At 53.3% G+C, this 22,915-nt stretch carries 18 protein-coding genes; 2 read left to right on the top strand and 16 right to left on the bottom strand.

Annotated features, from left to right (window positions below; all coding sequences use genetic code 11):
* Positions 1-118 precede the first annotated feature (118 nt).
* The 8 genes from RUDLU_RS28760 to pyrF form a co-directional block, all read right to left on the bottom strand.
* Positions 119-2,464, bottom strand: a complete 2,346-nt coding sequence (locus tag RUDLU_RS28760) for a hypothetical protein (protein ID WP_019988606.1) — start codon at positions 2,462-2,464, stop codon at positions 119-121.
* A 153-nt stretch (positions 2,465-2,617) separates the two neighbouring features.
* Positions 2,618-3,646, bottom strand: coding sequence for a DUF6807 domain-containing protein (locus RUDLU_RS0111860; RefSeq protein ID WP_027302989.1), 1,029 nt, complete (start codon positions 3,644-3,646; stop codon positions 2,618-2,620).
* A gap of 127 nt (positions 3,647-3,773) precedes the next feature.
* Positions 3,774-5,099, bottom strand: a complete 1,326-nt coding sequence (locus RUDLU_RS0111855) for a Gfo/Idh/MocA family protein (RefSeq protein ID WP_019988604.1) — start codon at positions 5,097-5,099, stop codon at positions 3,774-3,776.
* A 272-nt stretch (positions 5,100-5,371) separates the two neighbouring features.
* The gene (locus tag RUDLU_RS0111850; protein WP_019988603.1) at positions 5,372-6,124 is read right to left on the bottom strand and encodes a 3-keto-disaccharide hydrolase; all 753 of its coding nucleotides are present in this window, start codon (positions 6,122-6,124) and stop codon (positions 5,372-5,374) included.
* On the bottom strand, positions 6,121-7,053 hold the full coding sequence (locus tag RUDLU_RS0111845) for a sugar phosphate isomerase/epimerase family protein (RefSeq protein WP_019988602.1): 933 nt from the start codon (positions 7,051-7,053) through the stop codon (positions 6,121-6,123). The genes RUDLU_RS0111850 and RUDLU_RS0111845 overlap by 4 nt, the downstream gene beginning before the upstream one ends.
* A 144-nt stretch (positions 7,054-7,197) precedes the next feature.
* Positions 7,198-8,004 (bottom strand): FecR family protein, encoded by an 807-nt coding sequence (locus RUDLU_RS27365; RefSeq protein ID WP_019988601.1) that lies wholly within the window; start codon positions 8,002-8,004, stop codon positions 7,198-7,200.
* Positions 8,005-8,180: 176 nt separating this feature from the next.
* Entirely contained in the window at positions 8,181-11,048 is a 2,868-nt protein-coding gene (locus RUDLU_RS0111835; protein ID WP_019988600.1) for a M16 family metallopeptidase, read from the bottom strand.
* 91 nt (positions 11,049-11,139) lie between these two features.
* The gene (gene pyrF, locus RUDLU_RS0111830; RefSeq protein WP_019988599.1) at positions 11,140-11,952 is read right to left on the bottom strand and encodes an orotidine-5'-phosphate decarboxylase; all 813 of its coding nucleotides are present in this window, start codon (positions 11,950-11,952) and stop codon (positions 11,140-11,142) included.
* Positions 11,953-12,055: 103 nt separating this feature from the next.
* Here pyrF and rfbC point away from each other — a divergent pair, with 103 nt between their 5' ends.
* Positions 12,056-12,601 (top strand): dTDP-4-dehydrorhamnose 3,5-epimerase, encoded by a 546-nt coding sequence (gene rfbC, locus RUDLU_RS0111825; protein ID WP_019988598.1) that lies wholly within the window; start codon positions 12,056-12,058, stop codon positions 12,599-12,601.
* A gap of 148 nt (positions 12,602-12,749) precedes the next feature.
* Positions 12,750-13,496 carry a tyrosine-protein phosphatase gene (locus tag RUDLU_RS28755; protein WP_342663136.1) on the top strand — a complete coding sequence of 249 codons (747 nt, stop codon included), beginning with the start codon at positions 12,750-12,752 and terminating at the stop codon, positions 13,494-13,496.
* Between the two features lie 45 nt (positions 13,497-13,541).
* Here the strand turns inward: RUDLU_RS28755 and RUDLU_RS0111815 are convergent, their stop codons facing one another.
* The 8 genes from RUDLU_RS0111815 to RUDLU_RS0111780 form a co-directional block, all read right to left on the bottom strand.
* Positions 13,542-14,222, bottom strand: coding sequence for a type 1 glutamine amidotransferase domain-containing protein (locus RUDLU_RS0111815; protein WP_019988596.1), 681 nt, complete (start codon positions 14,220-14,222; stop codon positions 13,542-13,544).
* A gap of 67 nt (positions 14,223-14,289) precedes the next feature.
* Positions 14,290-15,093: a pyrroline-5-carboxylate reductase gene (gene proC / locus RUDLU_RS0111810; protein WP_019988595.1), complete on the bottom strand. Its 804-nt coding sequence runs from the start codon at positions 15,091-15,093 to the stop codon at positions 14,290-14,292.
* Positions 15,094-15,172: 79 nt separating this feature from the next.
* Positions 15,173-16,315, bottom strand: a complete 1,143-nt coding sequence (locus tag RUDLU_RS0111805; protein ID WP_019988594.1) for a TlpA disulfide reductase family protein — start codon at positions 16,313-16,315, stop codon at positions 15,173-15,175.
* 2 nt (positions 16,316-16,317) lie between these two features.
* Positions 16,318-17,802, bottom strand: coding sequence for an Asp-tRNA(Asn)/Glu-tRNA(Gln) amidotransferase subunit GatB (gatB, locus tag RUDLU_RS0111800; RefSeq protein WP_019988593.1), 1,485 nt, complete (start codon positions 17,800-17,802; stop codon positions 16,318-16,320).
* 53 nt (positions 17,803-17,855) lie between these two features.
* The gene (locus tag RUDLU_RS0111795; RefSeq protein WP_019988592.1) at positions 17,856-18,692 is read right to left on the bottom strand and encodes a phytoene/squalene synthase family protein; all 837 of its coding nucleotides are present in this window, start codon (positions 18,690-18,692) and stop codon (positions 17,856-17,858) included.
* A 38-nt stretch (positions 18,693-18,730) separates the two neighbouring features.
* The gene (locus RUDLU_RS0111790) at positions 18,731-20,209 is read right to left on the bottom strand and encodes a phytoene desaturase family protein (RefSeq protein WP_019988591.1); all 1,479 of its coding nucleotides are present in this window, start codon (positions 20,207-20,209) and stop codon (positions 18,731-18,733) included.
* 232 nt (positions 20,210-20,441) lie between these two features.
* Positions 20,442-20,957, bottom strand: coding sequence for an RNA polymerase sigma factor (locus RUDLU_RS0111785; protein WP_019988590.1), 516 nt, complete (start codon positions 20,955-20,957; stop codon positions 20,442-20,444).
* Between the two features lie 344 nt (positions 20,958-21,301).
* On the bottom strand, positions 21,302-22,804 hold the full coding sequence (locus RUDLU_RS0111780; RefSeq protein ID WP_019988589.1) for an APC family permease: 1,503 nt from the start codon (positions 22,802-22,804) through the stop codon (positions 21,302-21,304).
* Positions 22,805-22,915 lie beyond the last annotated feature (111 nt).

The following is a 22,915-nucleotide window of genomic DNA, read 5'->3' as shown; positions in this document are numbered from 1 at the left end:
GGGCTGCCGAACAAGTGAATGAAATAAAAAAGCCGCTCCTCAAGTTGGGGGCGGCTTTCTGTTTAGCATATTCTCTCAAATAAAAAGACGAAGTTCAGGGGGCCATTGGCCTACAGATTTACTGAAGTCGTTTATGCCGGATGATCACGCAGGAGGGTTCCCCGCAATCTGGAATCAGCCCGAACGATGGGTCTGTAGATTGAGCCGGAGCCAATGCTCGTAGCGATGGAGCGGCCGGTGCCGGGTTCTGAAGCTGAATTTTACCGCTGAGTAGACCATAAACAGGCGAGAAGTTCGACTGCCGGGTGCTGATGGTACGGTGCAACGGCTGGCCTGCTACGAAGTTCGACGCGTCGAGGGCGATAATGTAAATTTCGTTGGCGTACAGGCTGTTGAACTGGTAAACACCCTGGGCGTTGGTACGAACTCGGTCGAGGATCTTACCATCGGCCGGATTACCATCCCCGTTGGGGTCTGAGTAGAGCGTAGCCGTCACGTTCGGAACGCCCGGTTCGCCCGGTTCCTGCCGTCCGTTGCGGGCAATGCCGTTGCCGCGTCCGTTGTCCAGAAAAACCACGCTGGAGAGCGACTGCGGAGGGCCACAATCCGGTACAGTGATAGCCATCAGATCGACGGCGCTGAAAGTATCGTTGGCCAGAGCTACTACGTACGTACCGGCTTTCTGAAGCTCCCGTACAGCACCCTTTGGAGTGATGGTGGCCAATGAACCGCTCGGTTTGCTGATCATCCGCCACGACAGACCCGCCGATGGGGCGGTTAAATCGAGGGTGGTTATACCGCACCGGGTCGTGATATCGGGACCGGCATCGGGTACTACGTTTGAGGGGGCGGGGTTTACCGTTACCAACACCGTGTCGGTGCAAACGGTAGCCGGAGCCTCAGGCTGTGCCTGGGGCGGGCCGTCGGGGTTGGTCGAAATCCATTCAATTTGTACCGAACCGGTGGTTTGCGAGCCAGCCGGTGGAGTCAGCTGAATTTGCCGGATAATCGACGAGGCCCAGTTGGTATTGCGCAGGTCGATCTCGTACGTACGAAACTGATTGTCGTTCACCACTGTGAATTCCTTGAAGCGGAACCCCAAAAAGTCGGTATCCTCAAAGTTGCGCCAGTGAAACTGATACTTTGTCTGGTTGTTGTTCAGGTTAAAAGCGGCCCGTACGTACACTTTGGGGTTGTCGGAGCCTTTCCAGTGAACGGCCGGTGATTTGAACAGCTGCGACCCCTGACCATTGTGTACAATCTGTACTTTGTTGCTGATAGGAAAGCCCGTGTCATTACCTTCAAACAGGTGCCACCCGGCCCGGCTGTTCGAAAACCGGTAGTTCGGGCCGGTGTCGGGGCGCGGCTGGGCATATACGTAGGCACGTATATCGTTGACATGGCCCACCACCAGCTCGTAATCAAAGTCGGTAACGGAGTTATGGTCAAGCTGGGCGAATGGCGTAGCGGCAATGTATGACGTGCTGGAGCCGAACTCATTGTCGGTAAACTCGTCGCCGAAGAACCCTTCCTTAAAAAACAGGTTGTTTGGCGAGTACAGGCCCACACCCGTGCCATCGTCGCGGGTAAGCGCCATCCAGGGCTCCGACACCTTCACATTGGCTAACTCAAACGGAGCTGTGCGCTGGTATTTGTCGCCGTTGGTAAAGGGCTGTGTGCCAGTATATCCCCAGGCTTTGCGGTACGCCCCATTTAGGTACAGGCACGGAAACTCCTGCTCGCGGGCGGTGAACTGGGTCTTGTCGTTGCGGCCAAGGGTAACCCGTACGTGTACCTTTACCACCGGGCCTGCCAGCCGAACCCAGTGCTCGATGATGGTACCTTCTTCGTAATTACGGAGGGGCCAGAACTTAGCGGCCGTTTTCACATACAGAAGGTTGTCGCGTTTCTCAAACGCCAGAATCCGGCCGGGATTACCGTAGTAGTCGCCAGCCTGAAGGGGGTTCCAGCCAATCTGGCTCCAAACATCTTTGATCTCAAAACCAGCGGGTTTAAACGGAACAGGCCCTGAATAGGCAGCTACCTGTATCTGGCGGCCAAGGTCATAATTGTTGACCATGTTGACCCCCGTTTTGGTGGAGAGGTACGTGATAGCCCCACCGTACCGGCCGTCAACGCCAACTTTAATCTGGCCGTTGTCGAGCATTTCGAGCCCGGTCAGCGTATTGCTACGCAAAGGACCGTCCGACTCAATAGGGCGGTCGGCGTGTAGGTTCATGCTGTGCGCGATAGACGACAAGACAAACCGATACGTACCGGGGGTGCGCATACCGCTGATCGCGCCGGTCTGCGCGTGGATAGTTGCATCGGCCACTGGGTTGCCCGACGGCATACACCAGAAATAACCGGCTGGGGCGTCTTTCAATTTGAAAGACGACTGGGTGGTGCTCTGGTCAGCACCTGCGTCGGGTTTAACGCAGGGAATCTGGGCCAGCGCCTTCATGTTCGTTAAATGGGTGATCAGTAAAAGCCCTGTCCAGATTCCTCTGAAACGCCGTTCTCGTAAAAAAACCATACCTGGATTGACTTCTTTATAGCCTCAGGTATGGTTCTGAACAAAATGTATGCCAGTATGTTAAATAGCTCAAAATGGGCCTTATTGGCCTGTAAACGCCTTATTCTGAGCCTCAATGCTCGCGTTGTCGATCGGACCGGATGTAATTACAACCCGGTATTGGAATGTAACTGATTTGCCCGCGCCGAGTGTATAGTTCATGGGGGCGTCTTTGCCGCTCGACAAGACCGAAGGTGCCAGCGGATTTGCTGCATATAGGCCATAACCTCTTGAATGCCAATAGGTGGGGTAGCCGACGTTTTTCGGGTGATCCATGATAACGACCGAAACATCTTCATCGTTGATCTTACCGGTCAGGTTCATCCATTTGGCGCGGGTGCCCCAAACAGCCTCGCCTTCAATACCTTCGCTGCTGTGGTATTTTCCCGTAATACCGGCACTTGCCGCAGCCGGTACTTTCGTGGCGATCCCGTTTGCGTCGGTGAAAACTTCGGGTTTGTTTGAAGGGTGTTCCAGTTCGCGGCTAACCCGAATGGCAACCATGCCTTCTTTGTTGTCTTTAAAAACAACGTCTTTACCCAGTGCAGTAAGCGTTGTAATCCGGTCGATGCTGCGCTGCTTGCCGCTCCCTTTGAAAATATACGTTGTGCGTTCGCGGAGCATGGGCTGATTGTCTTTGTCGAGCCAAGCGGCTGTCACCACCAGTTCGGCCTGATCTTTCCCACTCTTCATCGATTGCACGCCCGTATGTACAACCGTTCCGTAGGTACCTTTATGGTCGGGGCTAATATCGGTCGAGTTGTTCCAGAAATCGTGGCCGTTTACGTCGCCGTAGTTCAGCCACATACCCACGTGGTGCGGGTGGTCGACGCGCTCACCGGGGCGCGGGTCGAGGGGCCAGCCACGCGTGATGAAGTTACCGCCCGCTGTGCGGATGGGGTACAGAACGGCTTTTTTGAGCGATGCCGGGCCGGGGTAGATATAGGCCGTAAAGGGTTTACCGTCGACGGTAACCTCTACCCGCTTGGCGGCTTCGTCGTGACGAAGCTGAATCCGGTTTTGTGCGACGGCCGACAAGCTGATTAATGACAGGAATAGGATCTTTTTCATGAATTTCAGATAAAAGGAATGGCACGCAAATGACGTGGATTGAGCTAACCAACAGCGATTTCCTGAACGAAATCCGTGTTGATCGGCTACATCTGCGTCATCCGCGTGCCATTCGGCCGGTTAAAAGTTAGCTCAGAATCATGTCGCTTTTACCCGCGTCCCACGCAACCCGCTTACCGGTGTGCAGGGCCGTAGTCGCCATAATGTTGGCTACCGAGTGGTTGAAACCGGCCCGTGCGGGGGCATTGGGTTCTTTGCGGCTGCGTACGCACTCCATCCAGTTAAGCATGTGGAGCGAGGTCATCGGGTCGGCTCCGGTGTTGGCACCTGTTTCCATTTTGGTGGCGTTGGCCAGCGTCATTTCGGGCAAGAGGTTAGCCTGCATACCCATATCTCTGGCCGGACCTGCCTGAAGACCACCCTCGGGCGTGATTTTGTTCGTGTCAAGGTTGATCATACCACCGTTCGAGTAGTAGTATTCTTTGGTACCGCCGGCTTCGTTGTGCATCCGCGATGAATACAGTACCTGGAAGCCTTTCGACTTATCGTTGTCTGGGCCGTAATCAAATACTGCTGTGAATGTATCGGCGTTTACGCGGCCATCTTTCCAGACGTACACCCCGCCATTGGCTACCACCGAACGGGGGTGCTCGTAGCCGCTAAACCAGTGAACGGTATCAATCTGGTGCGACATCCACTGTCCCGGAATCCCCGATGAGTAAGGGTAAAACAACCGGTACTCCAAATATTTGCGGGGGTCCCACTCCACCTTCGGCCGGTTCAGCAGGTAGCGGTTCCAGTCGGTGTCTTCTTTCCGGATTTCAGCAACGAGTTTGGGCCGGCGCCAGCGACCGGGCTGGTTTACGTTCCACGTCATTTCAACCATGCTGATATCGCCAAATTTGCCCGACCGGATAAAGTCATTGGCCGAATGGTAGTTGGGGGCCGACCGGCGCTGCGAGCCTACCTGCACAATCCGCTTCGATTTCTCAACGGCCTTGAGGGCTTTGCGGGCATCTTCCAGTGACTCAGCAAACGGCTTCTCTACGTACACATCCCGCCCAGACTCGACCGCGTCGACGCAGTGCAGCGCGTGCTGAAAGTCGGCGGTGCTGATGATGACAGCGTCCACGTCTTTCCGGTCGAGCAACTCGTCGTTGTTCCGCGACTTGAAGAAATTCGAATCCGCCCAGTTTTTGCCTTTCAGAAATTGCTCGGCTTCATCGCGACGGCGGCTCCAGATGTCAGAAACACCTACGAAGGCAAAGTTCTGGTTTTTGGCGTGGTTCATAAAGGCCGGAGCAAGCGACTGCCGGAACCGGTCAGAGAACCCAATGATACCCACCCGAACGCGCTCGTTGGCGCCGAGAATACGGGCGTAGCTGCTGGCAGAGAAGCTCATGCCAAGGCCAGCCAATGCTGATTTTTTTATAAACTCACGACGGTTTTCCATGATAGGACTACGTTTTGCCACTGAATGTTATGCCTCTTGAAAAGAGCGCAGCCGGGGCTTCCTACTGCCTGGAGTGGAGTCCGAAAGCATATTTGTTCGGGGCTGTAAGCCCGTAAGGATGACCCAGATGCACTCATAGACCGGTATTGTATGTACTGTGCGGAATAGAGCCTGCCGGAAAGGCAGCCATACAAACCACATAAACAAAAACGGGGTCTGGCTTCGCGTTGGAAACCAGACCCCGTACCCTTACTAAGCCGTTGTGAGCGGACTTACAAGGTTTTAATCTTGATATTGCGGAACGACACCTTGTCGCCGTGGTCCTGGAGCAGAATGTGGCCTTTGGGGGCTTCGCCAAACCGACCGTTGGCGTTGTAAGCGGGTGCAGCATACTTGCTCATGCTAACCAGCTTCCGGAATTCCTCGCTGCCACGCTCGTACTCTACCACTTTTTTGCCGTTGAGCCAGTGCTCCACGTGGGTACCGTTGACGAGTACGCGGCCTGCGTTCCACTCACCAATGGGGTTTACCTGCTTGCCCTGGGCAGTAATCAGGTCATAGAGCGAACCCACGGTGCGGTTGCCGTTGCGGCCCATCTTGGCATCGGGGTGCTTGGCATCATCGAGTACCTGAAACTCCAGACCGAAGGCCGAACCGGCTGGTTTGGGTTTGTGCTCAACCACAAAGTATTTCAACCCGCTGTTGGCCCCTTCGGTCAGCCGAAACTCAAACATAAGGTCAAAATTGCTGTATTCACCCTCGGTGACAATGTCGCCAAAGTTAGTCGACTCCGAACCATCCGATTTCTGAATGGATAGCGTACCATCTTCCACATTCCAGCCTTTGGCCGGAAATTTATCCATGTACGCACCCCGCCAGCCTTTGGTGGTCTTGCCGTCGAAAAGCAACTTCCAGCCCTCGCGCTTCTCTTTAGCGGTCAGGGTATTGGGCGATTGTGGCCGCTCGGCGGCAATCAGAGCTGTTAGTAAGAGGCCAGTGAGGCCGGTGATCAAAAACGATTTCACAACTTAAATTTTAGTGTCTTAGTGATGTACTCTTTACTAATGGCCGCACACTGAGCTGCCGTTTTGTCTTTTTCGGGAACACCGTCGAGCTCAACCACACCCCAGCCTTTAAACTTGATTTTGTCGAGGGCCTTAAACACCGCAGCCACATCGACATTACCCCGCCCGAGTTCAACGAATTTATACGCCCGTCCGTTGTTTGTTCCATCGGTAATAGGCGACATGGTGTCTTTGAGGTGGAGCGAATGAATCATGTCGCGGTATTGAATCACGGCTTTTTCCGGCAGGCCGCCCCCTTGTCTGTAGTGGGCAATATCGAGCAGAAGCCGCATGTACTTCGGGTTCATAGCCTGCACAATTACATCGACCTCTTCGGGGGTTTCGCCGAGTTGGTGCATGTGGTTGTGGTACACGGCCTGAACGCCCAAATCGGCCGTTTGCTGGCCAATTTTGTTCATAACCTCCGCCAGGCGCTTCAGTTCATCCGTAGTCGGTAGCCGATCTTTGGGCCGCACGTTGTTGGTGAGCTGTAAGGCCGAGCCACCCAATGCCTTCACAAAGCTGGCGTGGGCCACATGCTGGTCGATCGTGCTTTGCTCTTTGGCCGGGTCGATCTCGACATTCCCGCTCGAAAACATACACAGTTGTAGCCCGGCTGCGTCGAGCATGGCTTTCAGTTCCGAGGGTTTAGTCCGGTAAGGCCCAAACGCGTTGGCCCGGAGCTGAATACCCCGAAAACCAAGCCCGGAAATGTCTTTGATTGCCTGAGCGTCGTTGCCGCCCCAGGTGATGGCCGAGTAGCCAATCTGCAAACCGGATTTGTGGGGGGCCGAGTGGAGGGCCAGGGCGTCGGCTCCGGCCGAGAGTGCCAGAGCCGACAGGCCGGCTGACTGGAGGAACTGCCGTCTGTTGAGTACGGACTCCTTCATGATGGATTCGGGAATAGTCAGTGCCGTTTCGATGTGTCAGACACGTCACAGCGACATCTGCTGGTTAAATGTATATACTTTGTCAGAAATAATGCGATTAAAAAAGTAGGCGCGGTCGATTATCTACCCAGTGGTACAGAGGGCTTATCGTTTGACAGCTTTGTTCAACTGACCAACCGAAAGTTTAAGCGGAAAGACCAGATGCCCCCGTACTTCGAGCGAGTCGCCGGGGTGCATGGTCACCCGCCGGTCGTCGTCGTTGAGCAACAGGGTAAGGGTACCCCGTTGTAAGCCGATGCGGGTTCCTTCGGCCTGTTGACCAATCCAGAATTCGGTGCCGGTGGCTTCCACGGTTACGTCGGAGGTGTGCACCCGAAAGGTGGACGTTTTAGGGCTGTGTACCACCGAAAACCGGGCCTCGCCCTGTAACCATACAGCGCGCGGAATTTCGCCAACCCACTGCTGAACAAACTCCAGCTGACTGTTGGGTTGTAGCCGGGCTTTGGAGCCATCAGGGAGACGCACCATGCGGGTTTGGGCACTCCCCGAACGAATGGTTTGCAGTTTATCGCTCCGGTGGATCCAGTAACTCCAGCCAATAAACAGGAGTAAACCCAGTGCAGCGGCAACGGTGCGGCCAAAATACCACCACGTTACTACCTTCTGGATGCTGGGTTGCAGGGGTTTCACCTCATCGAGCTCGCGCAACGAGCCCCGAATCCGCTCCCAGAGGTTCGCCATCTCGTCGTTTGCCATAGCACCCGGCAGGGGCGTCGAGCAGTCGATGACCATTCGGCGGGCTTCTTCAACAATGGCCCGGCGGTGGGGGTGTTGCTTTGTGAAGGTTTGCCAGAACAAGGCCACTTCGTCGTCGTCGGGGTGTTGTACCCACCGCATAAACATATCGTCGAGGGCTAACTCCTCAGCGGCATATGTAGCGTAGGGTTTCATCGTGTGGACGTTTGGACGAGTGTTGATACGGGGGCAAAAGATACCCGTGCTGTAATTTCTACTTGTAATTCAGGGATTCTGACAAAAGAAGAAGTACCCCCCGGTTCACCGGACTGCGAAGATACTCACTTATCCAGTTTGTGTGGGATCTTTCTTCTTTTGTCTCTTATTTTGACTTACTGTTTCCGTTCGGGCAAAAGCACAAACCGAATCAGATTCTGGCCCGACAAATACTGATTAGCCGCAGCCCGTGTGCTTTCAACAGTGACCCGGTTTAGCTGTTCGGCTTCCCGGAGAATTTCGGTGGGGTCGTCCTGATTGAAATATTGATTGGTGAGGTAGCCCAGCCAGAAATTGTTGTCTTTCAACTGAATTTCGGTTTCCCGGCGGCTTTCGGCTTTGAACTTGTCAATGTCTTTCGGGTCGGCTCCTTTCTGTTTCACCTCGTTGATCACGTCGAGGGTTTTCCCGATGAGCTTTTCCACGTTTTCGGGCGCACAGCCAAAACCGACCCGGAAGGTGTACCGCTGCGCAGGTAGCTTGCTGTACGAGCCACTGACGCCCGGTGTGTACACGCCCCCCTCTTCCTCGCGGAGTTTTTCGGTGAGTTTTATTTCGAGCACTTCAGCCAGGGCGTCGATTTGGGTAGTGGTTTCGGGGCTCCAGCTGAGGTCGCCACTGAATACGAGTTGCACCGTAGCGCGGGGCTCCAGACCCTTGTACACCGTTTTGTTCAGCTTGCCGGCCGGAATTCGGATGCCCAGATCGCGGAAGTTTTCCCGGGGGGTAGTGGCATTGCCGGGTAGACCCCCAATGTATTTTTCCACGAGAGGCTTGAGCCGGGCGGGGTCGATGTTGCCAACAAAAAAAAAGGTGAAGTCGGCGGCATTGGCAAACCGTTCCCGGTAAATCTGTTCGGCCCGGTCGAGGCTGATCTGGTCCAGATCGGTCGGGGCAAGGGGTTGCCGGCGTGGGTTGTTTTGGCCCAGCGTTACCGAAATCGTGTCCTGAAACACTTTCTGGGGTGTTGGCGTGGTAATCTGATTCTGCAACAGGCTACGCTGGTTCGACAGGAATCCCTGCACCACGTCGGAGTCTTTGCGCGGTTGGGTGAAGTAGCTGTACAGCAGTTGCAGAGAGGTTTCGAGGTCTTTGGGGGTGGTGCTACCGCTGACCCCTTCGTTGATTTCGCTGATGTATGGATTCACACTGAGCGACTTACCCGCCAGGTATTTCCCTAACTGAATCTGATTGAACGGCCCGGTGCCGCCCTGCCCGATAAGAGTTGATGCAAACCGGGCGTTCATGTAGTCCTTCAAATCGTACAGGGATGTACCCCCGTAGCTAACACTGGCAAAAAGAATCTGGTCGTTTTTGAAGTCGGTGGGTTTCAGTACCACGCGGGCACCGTTGCCCAGGGTCCATTCAGTTACGCCGATGGGGGCAACCTGCTTTTCGCCTACCACGGGTTTTGCGGTTGGGCTGGTAGCCAGCAGCGGCTTATTAACCGTCTGATCAACGTAGGCCGTCAGGTCTTTGCCCGCATTGTCAATGACCCGAATTACCTGCTCTACGCTCGGGAGTTTGTCTTTGTCTTTTTCGGGGGCCATAATCACGACCGCCCGGTTTTCGTTGCCGATAAACGTACCTGCCAGTTTGTTTACCTCGCTCAGTTGAATCCCATCGAGGTACTTATTCACAAACTGGTAATAAAAGTCAATACCTGTAGCAGGGCTGCCCTCCAGATAGTACTGCACGTACTGCCCCACGAGCGACGACGACCGGGTTTTGTCGCGCTCACGATAGGCCTGCTCAACGCCGGTGCGCAACTCCTGCTTGGCCCGAGCCAGTTCGGTCGGGGTAAAGCCGAAACGCCGGGCGCGGCCGTTTTCGTCGAGCACCGCCCGAATGGCCACCTCTACACTGCCGGCATCTTTGGGTACGGCTATCGACGAGAATGCATCCAGATTTCCCAGAAAACCACCGTAGTTACTGAACCCAAACACAAAGGGTGGATTGGCTTTCTGGGTCAGCTCCTGAATCCGGTTTCCGAGCATGGCGTTGAACAGGCTCCGTTGCAGACCGTCGCGCAGGTCGCCAATGGTCCGTTCTTTTATTTCGGGCCGTTTGTAAATCACCTGTACAATGGTGTTTGGCTGTTCGGGGTCGGTCACCACTACGACTTTAGTGTCTTTGTGGGGTTCGATGCCGTACTCGGGCCGGGCTTTGGCGTTGGCAGCAGGCTTGGGAATCCGGCCGAACTTTTCGCGGATCATGGCTTCCACCTGCTTTTCGTCGAAGTCGCCCACGGCAATTACCGCCATCAGGTCGGGACGGTACCAGTCGCGGTAGAAATCACGGAGTAAACTCGGTCGAAAACTGCTGATAATGTTGTCTTTACCAATGGGTAGCCGGCTTGCGTACCGGGAGTTGTTCAGGATAAGCGGAAAGTACTTGTCGCGCATGCGTTGCTGCGCCCCACGCCCGAGCCGGGCTTCTTCCAGAATAACCCCCCGTTCTTTTTCGATTTCGACCGAATCGAGCAGCGCATTGTGTGCCCAGTCTTCCAGAATCTGGAACGACCGTTCGAAAAGCTGGACGGAGTCGGTGGGTACAGGGAGCTGATATACGGTTTCGTCGAAGCTGGTGTACGCATTCAGGTCGGCACCAAAGCGTACGCCCGACGATTGCAGAAAATTAACGAGTTCGTTTTTAGGGAAATTCCTGGTGCCGTTGAAGGCCATGTGCTCCATGAAGTGAGCGAGTCCCTGCTGGTCGGGGTTTTCGAGTACCGATCCGGCCCGGATCACCAGCCGCAATTCAGCCCGGTTTTTGGGCTCGGAATTTTTGCGGATAAAGTAGGTAAGGCCGTTTGGCAGCTTGCCCACCTTCACAGTCGGGTCGAACGGAATGGGAGAGGTTAAACCTGCCGGGCCTTTGGTGATTTTGGCGGGCGTTTTTGGTGCCGAGGTTTTAGGGGCTGGCTGGGCCAGAAGGAGCGAGGAGCTGAGGAGCCACCCCGCCAGGTATACGTACCGAAGCATACGGTCGGGAAGTCGTTCGTTTAGATAAAGTTAGCCGCACCAACCTAGTCAGTGCGGCTAACCTGAATAACGAACCGACGGCCAGAAACGTTTATAAATAGCTGGCCATTTCGGTTTGTAGTGCCTGCGCTTCGGCGGCTGCCCGCTCGGCAAAGTCGGGCCCGGCCGATGCGTATAGAATACTCCGGGAAGCATTGACCAGCAACCCGCCCCGGCTATTGAGGCCTATCCGCGATACCTCGGCGAGTGAGCCGCCCTGAGCGCCCACCCCCGGAACAAGCAGAAAATGATCGGGGGCAATTTCGCGGATACGTGCCAGTTGGTCGGTTTGTGTGGCCCCTACCACAAACATCAGTTGGTCGGGCGTGGTCCAGGTTTGGGCGGTTTCCATCACAACTTCAAATAATTCCTGCTCGCCTACGGGTTGGCGTTGAAAATCGGCGCTACCGGCATTGGAAGTTAGGGCCAGCAGAATGACCCATTTGCCGGGATATTCCAAAAACGGGACAACCGAATCGCGGCCCATGTACGGGGCCACCGTTACGGAGTCGAAATTGAGACCGGCCGCCGAGGGGTCAAAAAACGTACGGGCGTACAGGCTTGAGGTATTGCCAATATCGCCCCGCTTGGCGTCGGCAATAGTAAAGCAATCGGCCGGGATGTAGTCGATTGTTTTCTGAAGGCTCTCCCAACCGCGCGGGCCCATAGCCTCGTAAAAGGCAATATTGGGTTTGTAGGCTACGGCATACGGGGCGGTGGCGTCGATGATAGCCCGGTTAAATGCAAAAACAGGGTCGGGCTCGTTCAGCAGGTGCGATGGGATCTTACGAATATCTGTATCCAGCCCTACGCAGAGGTATGACCGTTTCCGGTAAATAATTTGGGAAAGTTCTTCGGCAGTCATGCAACGGATTAACGAAAAGTCATGTCGTCAAAGGTACGAACTACGACTGGGCTTTCGTAGTTTTGTACCAATTACCGGATTTTCATCTAATTAGAACTGATTTATGCAGGTTCGCCAAACGTCGATCGAGGGGCTGATTGAACTGATTCCACGCGTATTTAAAGACGAACGAGGACACTTTTTAGAAACATACAACAAGCCGTTGTTTGAGTCATTGGGCTTGCCCATGAACTTTGTGCAGGACAACCAGTCATTTTCGGTAAAGGGCGTTTTGCGGGGGCTTCATTTTCAGAATGAGCCGTTTGCGCAAGGAAAACTGGTACGGGTGATCACCGGCCGAGTACTCGATGTGGCCGTTGACCTCCGGGAAGACTCACCCACGTTTGGCCGGTACGAGACATTTCTGCTGGATGCTGCTCTGAGCAATATGGCCTGGATTCCGGCTGGTTTTGCGCACGGCTTTGTGGCTCTTGAAGACTGTATTTTTAGCTACAAGTGCACGAATGTATATAACAAGCAGGCCGAGGGTGGTCTGATTTGGAACGACCCGGATATTAACATTGACTGGGGCATTACCAATCCGATTGTTTCGGACAAAGATCAGGAGTTGCCCACGCTGCGGAGCCTGTTTCCGCATGCGATGGTTTAGCCTAAATCAATTCTTTTTCAAAAAAAGCAGAGTCGTGAGGCTCTGCTTTTTTATTTTGGCATAGTTCATGTATAATGAGGTTTTACCCAACTAACCCCCCATAAAATCGTGAGGCTCTTACTTAAACTCTGCGGCTCTTACTTAACGCATGCCTATGTCGTTTTCTTTCCTTACGCGCTCACGAAGGCCGGCTCCCCGGTCTACCTCACTGTCGGTGAACACCACAGACATTCACTGCCATATCCTGCCCGGGCTGGGGGGAGGTCCTGAAACGCTCGATCAGAGTGTCTCAATCGTTCGTCAGCTCAGTCGGCTTGGATTTAAGCGAATTGTGGCGACCCCCCATATCATGCATCGCTTTTATGGGGCAACGCCGGAGCAGATACGAACAGCAGCACATACCCTTCAGCATCGACTCCTCGACGAGGGGCTGATGGTCTATATTGATACGGCAGCTCAGTACTACATCGACGATGGGTTTCTGACTATGCTCGACAACCGCAGTGAGCTGTTACCGTTTGGGACGTATATCGACGCCCCTCGGTCGCTGGTGCTCATCGAAACGTCGTTGATTAGCTTTCCTGATACCTGGTACGATGTGACCGATATGCTTAATGCACGCGGATTGATGCCGGTACTGGCGCATCCCGAACGGTATATCTATTTGCAGAACAACCGCGATTGGGTGCGCTTGCTCCGAAACCGCGGAACGCTCTTTAAGCTGGATATGAGCTCGTTACTTGGCCGTCATGGGCAAACGGCCCGGCAAATGGCCGAGTGGATGATTGAGCAAGGGCATATCTCGTTTATTGGAGCCGATGTGCTCAATGAACAACACCTCCGTATGTTACGCGAGGCTTTGGCTTCGTCGTTTGGGCAACGATTGAGAAAGTAAACACAGGTATTAGGGCGGGTAGCCGATAAGGAGCCCGCCCTAATCTTATTTTTCAAACATTTCTTCCAGCACTTTACGGCCTACTTTCCGGGCCGAGAGTGGATTTTGCCCCGTCACAAGACGCTCATCCACTTCGAGGTGAGGCAGAAACGGGATTAGCCCCTTGCTATAGTGTGCGTTTTTTTTCTTTAGCTCATCTTCGAGCAAAAACGGTACTTCTTCGTCCAGACGCACCAGCTTTTCTTCCATATTCGAGAACCCCGTAACCTGCTTGTCGTTGAGCAGATAGCTGCCGTCTGAGAGCCGGACGTTGAGCAACCCGCAAACCCCGTGACACACCGCTGATACCATACCGCCGGTTTCGTAAATGCGCCGGGTGATGGCCTGTAGCTGTGGGTTATCGGGAAAGTCCCACATGGTGCCATGCCCACCGGTTAGGTACAGCAGCTGATACGGCTCCGTTGCAACGTCGGCGAGGCTGACCGAGTTTTCCAGTTTATGGCGAATCTCGGGGTTCTGGTACCATTTTTCATTGATGTTATCGCGTCGGTCGAGGCTCCGCTCATCAATCGGGATAAAGCCACCGTGTGGGCTGGCAATGTCGATGGTGAAGTTTCGGTCGGCGATTTCGTCGTAAAAGTGGGTAAGTTCACTCAGCCAAAGTCCGGTTTTGTGGGGCTTGGTTGGGTAATCTTTGTGATTGGTACAGACAATGAGGGCTTTCATATAGAAGGCAAAAGGGCGTGCACACGGAACGCCAATCTACAAACCAACACCAACAATCCAAAAGAGATTAGCCGTTCGAGAGTTCCTGAGCGCGTACCTGAGCCGCCCGGATACCGGCCACCAGGGTATCGGCCAGCGAGCCAGCTTCGAACTGACGCAGGGCAGCCTCGGTGGTTCCTCCTTTCGACGCGACGGCTTTGATCAGGTCGTCGAGCGATTTATCGGCGTTGTTGATCAGGTGAAACGAGCCGAGCATCGTTTGTTTCACCAGCAGCGTGGCCACACCCTCGTCGAAACCCATTTGTCGGCCGGCCTCTACCATAGCTTTAACCACGTAGTAAAAGTAAGCGGGGCCGCTGCCACTCAGTGCCGTAACGGCATCGAGCATGGCTTCGTCTTCCAGAAAAATAGACCGCCCGGTAGCATTAATCAGGTTCTCAACCCGGCGCAGGTTGGTCAGGTCTACCTCTTTGGCCGCCGTGAAGCCCGTAATACCCATACCGAGCATAGCGGGCGTGTTGGGCATGGCCCGGATTACCAGCGGGTGATTGAGCCGTTGCTGAATCTGACTCATCGGAATCCCTGCCATGATCGACAGGACCACCTGATTCGGTTTGATCACGGCGGCTAGTGCATCGCACACCCCGCCAAAATCCTGGGGTTTCACCGACAGGATAACCAGATCATACTCCGCTACGCGTGGCCCGATGGTATCGACCACAACTCCGGCTTTTTCGGCCTTGAGCGCCTGCGACCGTTCGGTGCTTTTTTCAATCAGTAACAGGTCATCTTTCTTTACCAGATCGTACTGAAGAAACGACTTGGCGAAGGCCATACCCATGTTACCACAACCAACAATTGCAATTTTCATAAAGTGGGAAAAGGAAAAAGGCGGTAATAAAAAAGGAGAAAGAATACCGTACGTTCTGTCTCCTTTCTCCTCCTGCTCATTATTTTAGAATCTCTTCAAGTTTTTGTTCGAGTGCCGGGCCGCGTAGGTCTTTGGCAATAATCTTCCCCTCTTTATCGAGCAGAAAGGTCTTCGGAATGCCCGTTACTCCGTACTGCTGAGCCGCAGCCGACTGCCAGTAGCGCAGGTCCGAAACGTGTGTCCAGGTGAGGTTATCGTTCCGAATGGCCTTTACCCAGTTTTCGCGGCTTTGGTCGAGCGATACGCTGTAGATGGTGAAGTCTTTGTCTTTGTACTTGTTGTACAGCCGCACTACGTTGGGATTCTCCATCCGGCAGGGCCCGCACCAGCTCGCCCAAAAATCAACAAGCACATACTTGCCCCGTAGCGACGACAGTGGTACGGCTTTACCGGTGGTATCGTTCAGGGCAATGTCGGGTGCCACCGAGCCGGTCATCAACCCCCGAATCCGGGCGATGTTACCAATAAATCCTTTGGCCTGCGGGCTGTTAGGGTTTTCGCTTTCAAACCGGCGTGCCAACTTATCAAGCGTGGGGAAATCGGTATCGACGCTCAGAAAATTGGTGGCAAATAAGGCCGCCAGTGAGGTACCCATTTCGGGCAACAACGCTTTTACCTTATCCGTAAACTCTTTAGATGCTGCATCAGACTGAGCCATAATCGCGTCCATTTTTTTCTGGTCGCGCTTGGCGGCTGCATCGTTATACTGGTTTTGCCAGGCGGTACTTTTAGCCCGGATGTCCTCGTACATACTCATCAGTTTGCCGTAGTACTCCATATTCCTGGAGCCCGTAACCACGGCCTGCCCTTTTTTACCCGTTTTCAGATCGGTCTGGAAACCGTCGGCCGTGATATTGAGGGTTTCGCCACCTTCGAGCAGGAGCACCACTTTCTGGCCACCGGCAATATTGACCAGATACACGCCCCCGCCGTCGGGTATGCGCGACTTAATCGTAAACTGGTTGTTGCGGTCGAGCTTAGCTGAATCGAGCCGGAGGGCGGGTTGTCCGTTGGTCTCCAGATACACCATGTTGCCGGGGCTGGCGCTCCGTACTTTGCCCGTCAGGTTAATTTCTTTCTGAACGGGTGCTGTTTGGGCCATAGCGGCCACAGCAGGCACAAACGCCGACAGAAGTAGGCCAAAAAGTTGCTTTACGTTCATAGTCACTTCGACAATTCGTTGACAATTAATTGATTGACTAACTTGGGGTCTGCCGATCCTTTTGACTTTTTCATCACCTCACCAACAAACAAACCTAGCAGGTTTTTTTTGCCTTTCTGGTACTGGGCAACTTTATCGGGCCAGGCGGCCAACACCTCACTTACCAACGTTTGCAGGGCGTCGGTATTGCGGTTCTGCTCCAGCCCGTGGGCCTTGGCCAGTTCGGCGGGTGTTTTTTCGGGGTTTTCAATTAAGAGGCCGAAGATCGTTTGAGCCGCGGTTTGGCTCACCGTTCCGTCATCGATGAGCGTAATCAGGCTGGCCAACTGCCCGGCCGATACCGGAAACTGGCGCTCGCGTAGTGTCCGGTCGCTGAGTTGCGCCCGTACGGGGCCCATGAGCCAGTTCGATACGGCCTTATAGTTGGACGTCTGGGCGCAAACAGCCTCAAAATAGTCGACCAGTTCGCGGGCGTCCGAAAGTTGGGTAGCGTCGTACTCGGGTAGGCCGTAGTGGGTCGTTAGTTTCTGAAATACGGCGGCCGGCAAAGCAGGCATGGAGGCTTCAATGGCCGACAACCACTCGTCAGACACCACCAGCGGAGCCAGGTCTGGATCGGGGAAATACCGGTAGTCGTTCATGGTCTCTTTCTCGCGCATGGCGTGTGTGAGACCCGTGTTGGCGTCGAACGTGCGGGTTTGCTGCCGGATTGGTTCGCCCGCTTCGGTAGCCTCAACCTGTCGCCGAAACTCAGCCTCGACCGCCCGCTGCACATTGCGGATCGAGTTGAGGTTTTTTACTTCAACTTTGGTACCGAGGTGAGTAGCGCCCTTTGGCCGGATAGACAGGTTAACATCGCAACGCAGCGATCCCTCTTCCATATTTCCATCGCAAATACCCAGGTACCGAACCAGTTTCCGCACCTCAGTGAGGTACTGTCCCGCTTCTTCGGCCGATTGAATGCAGGGTTCGGTCACCATCTCGATGAGTGGCGTACCGGCCCGGTTGTAGTCCAGATTGGTAGAGGTACCCTCGTCGTGAATCGACTTCCCGGCGTCTTCTTCCAGGTGAATGTGGTGAATCAGCACGTCATGATCTACGGTAGGCTTTCCGTTCTCGTCTTTGAGTTTTACTCGGATGCGGCCACCCACGCAGATCGGGGTCTTGTCCTGCGAGAGCTGGTAGCCCTTGGGCAGGTCGGGGTAAAAGTAGTTTTTTCGGGCAAAAACGTTGAACCGGGTAATGTCGCAACCACAGGCGAGGCCCATCCGAATGGCGTATTCGACAGCTTTCCGGTTTAGTTTGGGCAGGGTGCCGGGGTGCGCCAGCGTGATAACGCTCACGTTGGTGTTGGGTTCCGACCCGAAGACGTTGGCGTCGGCCGCAAAAATCTTGGACTCGGTTAATAACTGGCAGTGCACCTCCAGGCCAATGACGGCCTCATATTTTGTGCTTACCTCGCTGCCGGGGGCTACCGCTGCTACCATACGTACTGAAAAAGCTATTTTCAGCAAAGATAGTGGCATTTAGCTTGCCTACCTCAAATCACATTGAGCCGGTACTTCAAATAGGTTTGAGCCAGCAGGGCAATTTTGGTGGTATCCGGAACCCGCACCCGCTCGTTCTGAATCTTCGTCACAGGCAGCGCCTTAATCTTGTTGAACAAGGTTTGGTAGTAAGTGTAGGCCAGATACACGCCCATGCGCGCACCTTTGGGCAGATTCATGATACCGATATAAGCCTCGTCGAAGTCGCGTTGAATATCGTCTTCAATCAGTTGCTTGGCATCGCGTGAGAAATCATTGAAATCAACGCCCGGAAAATAGGTCCGGCCGCGTTCCTGATAATCGCTTTTGACATCGCGCAGGAAATTTACTTTCTGAAAAGCGGCTCCCAGCTTCCGGGCCGACTCGCGAAGCCGGTCGTATTCGGCACAGTCGCCCTCGCAGAATACGCGCAGGCACATAAGCCCAACTACCTCGGCCGAGCCGTAAATGTATTCGTTGTAGCCGCTATCGTCGTATTCCTGAAAATACAGATCCATCTCCATACTTTTCAGAAAGGCGTCGATCAGCTCGCGCTCTATTCTGTATTGCCGAACCACCAGCTGGAATGACTGAAGCACCGGGTTCAGGCTGATTCCCTTCTCAATGGCTTCGTAGGTATCATACCGGAACTTGTCGAGCAACTCTTTCTTGTCGAAGTCGTGAAACGTATCCACGATTTCGTCAGCATAGCGCACAAAGCCGTAGATGGCGTAAATGGGCAGGTGAAACTTACGGTCCAGTGTTTTGATACCGAGCGTAAACGACGTGCTGTAGTGCTCGGTGATCAATTTACTGCATTCCAGTGCCGTTTGGTTAAATAAAGCCATCATAGCATGTAGGGGGTACGGGAGGATGGAGAAACTGTAATCTACGCAAATTCTCTGGCAACTTCATCAGCCACGACCAAGCCAGAGATCAGAGACGGCGGAACGCCCGGCCCCGGAACCGTCAGTTGCCCCGTATAGAACAAGTTGGTGACTTTTTTGTTTTTTAGCGAGGGTTTCAAAAAAGCCGTTTGCAGCAACGTATTGGCCAAACCGTAGGCGTTCCCCCGGAACGCATTGTAATCGGCCTTGAAATCACTATGGGCGTAGCTACGCTTGTACACGACATGCTCGCGGATGGGCTCGCCAACGTAGGCTTCCAGGCGCTCCATAATGAGATGATAGTATTTCTCGCGGGTAGCCTCGTCGTCGGTCAGGTCGGGCGCAACCGGTATGAGCAGGAACAGGTTTTCGGAGCCTTCTGGAGCTACGCTGGAGTCGGTTTTCGACGGGGCCGACGCATAAAACAGCGGACGTGAGGGCCAGCGTGGGTTGGTATAAATTTCTTCGGCGTGTAGGGTAAAGTCTTCGTCGAAGAACAGGTTGTGATGCTGAAGCTTGGGCAAACGCTTGTTTACACCGAGGTAAAACAAGAGCGACGAAGGAGCCATAACGCGCTTTTTCCAGTACGCGTCGTCGTAGTTGCGCAGGCGTGGGTCAACGAGTTTCGTTTCTACATGGTTGTAATCGGCACCTGCTACCACTACATCCGCTTCAAAAACACCTTTATCGGTTACGATTCGGCGGGCCGCCAGGCTACCGGGGGCCAGCTCGATTTGCTGTACGTTCTGATTTAATAAAATTTTGACCCCTTTTTCTTCGGCCAGGCTTACCATGCCTTTCACAATCTCGTGCATGCCGCCCATAGGGTACCAGGTGCCCATAGCCATTTCGGCATAGTTCATCAGACTGTACATGGCCGGTGTATTCTGCGGAGTCGCGCCCAGAAAAAGAATCGGGAACTCGATCAGCTGCAACAGACGGGGGTGGCTGAAAAACTTACGGGCGTGGCTGGCGAAAGACTGAAACACGTCGAGCCGGGCTACATCGTACAGTAGTTTCAGGCTCATAAACTCGGTAATCGACCGGCTTGGCTTCCAAACGAACTTATGAATACCAACGTCGTATTTGTAAGCGGCCTGCCGCAGAAATTCTTCCAATCGGGCTCCGCTGCCGGGTTCAATAGATTCGAACAGGCGTTTCAGACCGGCCATGTCGGCGGGCAGGTCAACGGCTTCGTTGGGGCCGAAAATAACCGAGTAGGAGGGGTCTAACCGGATCAGGTTGTAGTAATCGGAAGGCTTTTTGCCGAATCGGGCAAAATACGTTTCGAAGATGTCGGGCATCCAATACCAGCTTGGGCCCATATCGAACGTAAATCCAGACGCCTGAAAGACCCGGGCTCGCCCGCCGGCCATTTCGTTCTTTTCTAAAATTGTGACGTCGTATCCTTTATTGGCCAGACTTGTAGCCGCCGACAGACCGGCGAAACCGGCCCCAATCACAATTACCCGTTTAGGCATATGCACGATCCGGCTGAGAGCCGGGTTAAGTCAGTTTTTAGGTAGGTACCGGCCAATCTAAAAAATAAATGGCGAAGGCCGTAAAAAGGTAACCTAATTCAGGGGTATTGGTTTGGTGTAAAACCAAAAAAGTTGGTCGCAAAACAACCAACTTTTCGGAACCTTCCTCTTTTTTAACCAAAAACTACTCAATCAAGATATAATACGAGTGGCCTCGTAAAAAGTCACACGATTATGCAGCATAATACGCATAAACTTTCAATTTATCTTTCAGCTCCTTGCGGGCGATGTGAATCCGATTCTTCACCGTACCGATGGGTATGTCCAATTTAGCGGCAATTTCGTGGTATTTGAAGCCCCGGAAATGCATCATAAACGGCGTGCGGTAGGTTTCATCAAGGCTGTTGACAGCCCGGCTGATGTCTTCCTGAGCGAAGGTCGAGTACGCGCCATTGTCCGTGCTGCTGTCCATCGTGTTGATGTAATGCAGGTTGTCGGTTGTGTCAATGAAGGTATTCTTCCGAACCATCCGCTGATAGTTGGTAATAAATGTATTTTTCATGATCGTGTAAAGCCACGCCTTCAGGTTGGTACCGTCGGTGTACTTGTCACGATTGGTAAATGCTTTCAATAACGTGTCCTGCAACAGATCATTGGCATCTTCAACGTCTTTTGTCAGGCGCAGGGCGAAGGGACGAAGTGATTTCGATACTTTGCCAATATGATGAGTGAATTCGAGCGCTGTCATGGCTGTTCAGTGTGTTATTTGTTGAACCGAGTCTGTGATTGTTTAGACAAAAACGCAACCAAAGTTTTTCAAAAAAGAAAATATCACTCGTAAAAAGGGTAAATGACTCAAAATTAAGGGGTTAAAAAGGGGGCTCTTTCATGCCAGTTTGTCAATCTCAACCAGTGTGGAGTGAGGAACTGTGGAAATCATACCCCATACTGTGGAAATGAACGCTCAGGCTTTGTTTAAGTTCCCTTGGCATAAAATTAAACAAAACTTTTGGCTTGTCAAGTGCAACTAACAGAAAAAGCCGCCTAACTAATGTTGGGCGGCTTTTTCTGTTTAACAAAACTGCAACAATCTTACTCAGAAGGGTTGTTGAGGTTACTGTGACGGCGTCCGTAGAGGAAATACACGATTAAGCCGAGCGTTCCCCAAATCACAAACGTGATTTTTGTATCGGTCCGGAGATTGTACATCAGGTACAGGTTAGCCAGAATACCAAGCGTAGCAATAACTGGCAGGGCGGGGGTCCGGTAGGGGCGCTCCAGGTTTGGCTCACGCACCCGAAGGATCCATACAGCCGCGCAAATCATAGCAAACGCGAGCAGCGTGCCTGAGCTACACAACTCCGAAACCTTGTCGATAGGCGTCAGGGCCGCTACTATCGAAACAATGGCACCTACGAAGATGGTACTCTTCCAGGGTGTCTTGAAGGTGGGGTGGATGGAAGCAAACAGGTTTTTGGGCAACAGACCATCTTTGGCCATGCCGAGGAAGATACGAGTCTGTCCGAGCATCATCACGAGCATTACCGAAGTAAGACCGGCAATGGCCGCAATCGTGATCAGGTAAACCGCCCAGGTCAGACCAGCGTCGGCAAAAGCCTGCGCAACCGGTGCTTTCAGGTCCAGATCCTTATAGTTGACCATACCCGTCAGCACGAGCGAGACAAGAATGTACAACAACGTACAGATCAGCAGAGAGGCAATAATCGCAAACGGAACGTCTTTGCGCGGGTTGATGGCCTCGCCAGCCTGGGTCGACACAGCATCGAAACCGATGTAGGCGAAGAACACAATACCAGCGGCTGTCACGATCCCATCAAAGCCATAATGGGTTTGGCCAGAATCGTCTACAACTGGATCAGGAATAAACGGCGTCCAGTTCGATACATCGACAAAGAAAGCCCCGGCAATGATAACAAAGATTACCGTAGCCACTTTCACAATCACAATCAAGTTGTTGGTGCTGGCAGCTTCTTTGATACCTTTCACCAGAATGTAGGTAACTACCCATACAATCAGGAAGGCCGGCAGGTTTACGGCAAACGTAAAATCAGGAATGACTTCGCCAGCCGCACGCAGTTTCTCGGCTTTTTCCTGAGCCGTTACCGGATCGTTCATAAGCCAGAGCGGAGGGTCAATACCGAAGAGGTGAAGCAGTTTTTCGAAATACCCCGACCAGCTTACGGCTACTGTTGTGGCACCCATCATGTATTCGAGAATGAGGTTCCAACCGATAAACCAGGCGAAGATTTCACCCACGGTACCGTATGAGTACGCGTAGGCTGAGCCTTCTACCGGTAAAATGGAAGCAAATTCAGCGTAGCAAAGTGCGGCAAACGTACAGGCAATCCCTGCAATGATGAACGCTACAGCCAGTGCCGGACCGGCCCAGTCGTGAGCAGCAATACCCGTCAGAACGAAGATACCCCCTCCAATTACAGCGCCAATACCGAGCGACGTAAGGCCCCAACGACTCAAAACTCGCTTGAGCTCGCTCTTTTTCATGTCGGCCTCGTAAGCAGCCAAGGGTTTTTTACGCCATACGCTGGTATCTACCTGTTTAATCTTTGTTTCCATGTAGAGGAAAGATTATTGTGATGAATTAGTGTTTCAGGAAATTTTGTGCTGCTACAACGAGCAAACAAGATAGCGAAATATTCAGCAAGACAAAAAAAGCCGGATGATGCA

The organism is Rudanella lutea DSM 19387 (assembly GCF_000383955.1).
GTDB lineage: Bacteria > Bacteroidota > Bacteroidia > Cytophagales > Spirosomataceae > Rudanella > Rudanella lutea.
This window is presented reverse-complemented; position numbering and strand designations above follow the sequence as displayed.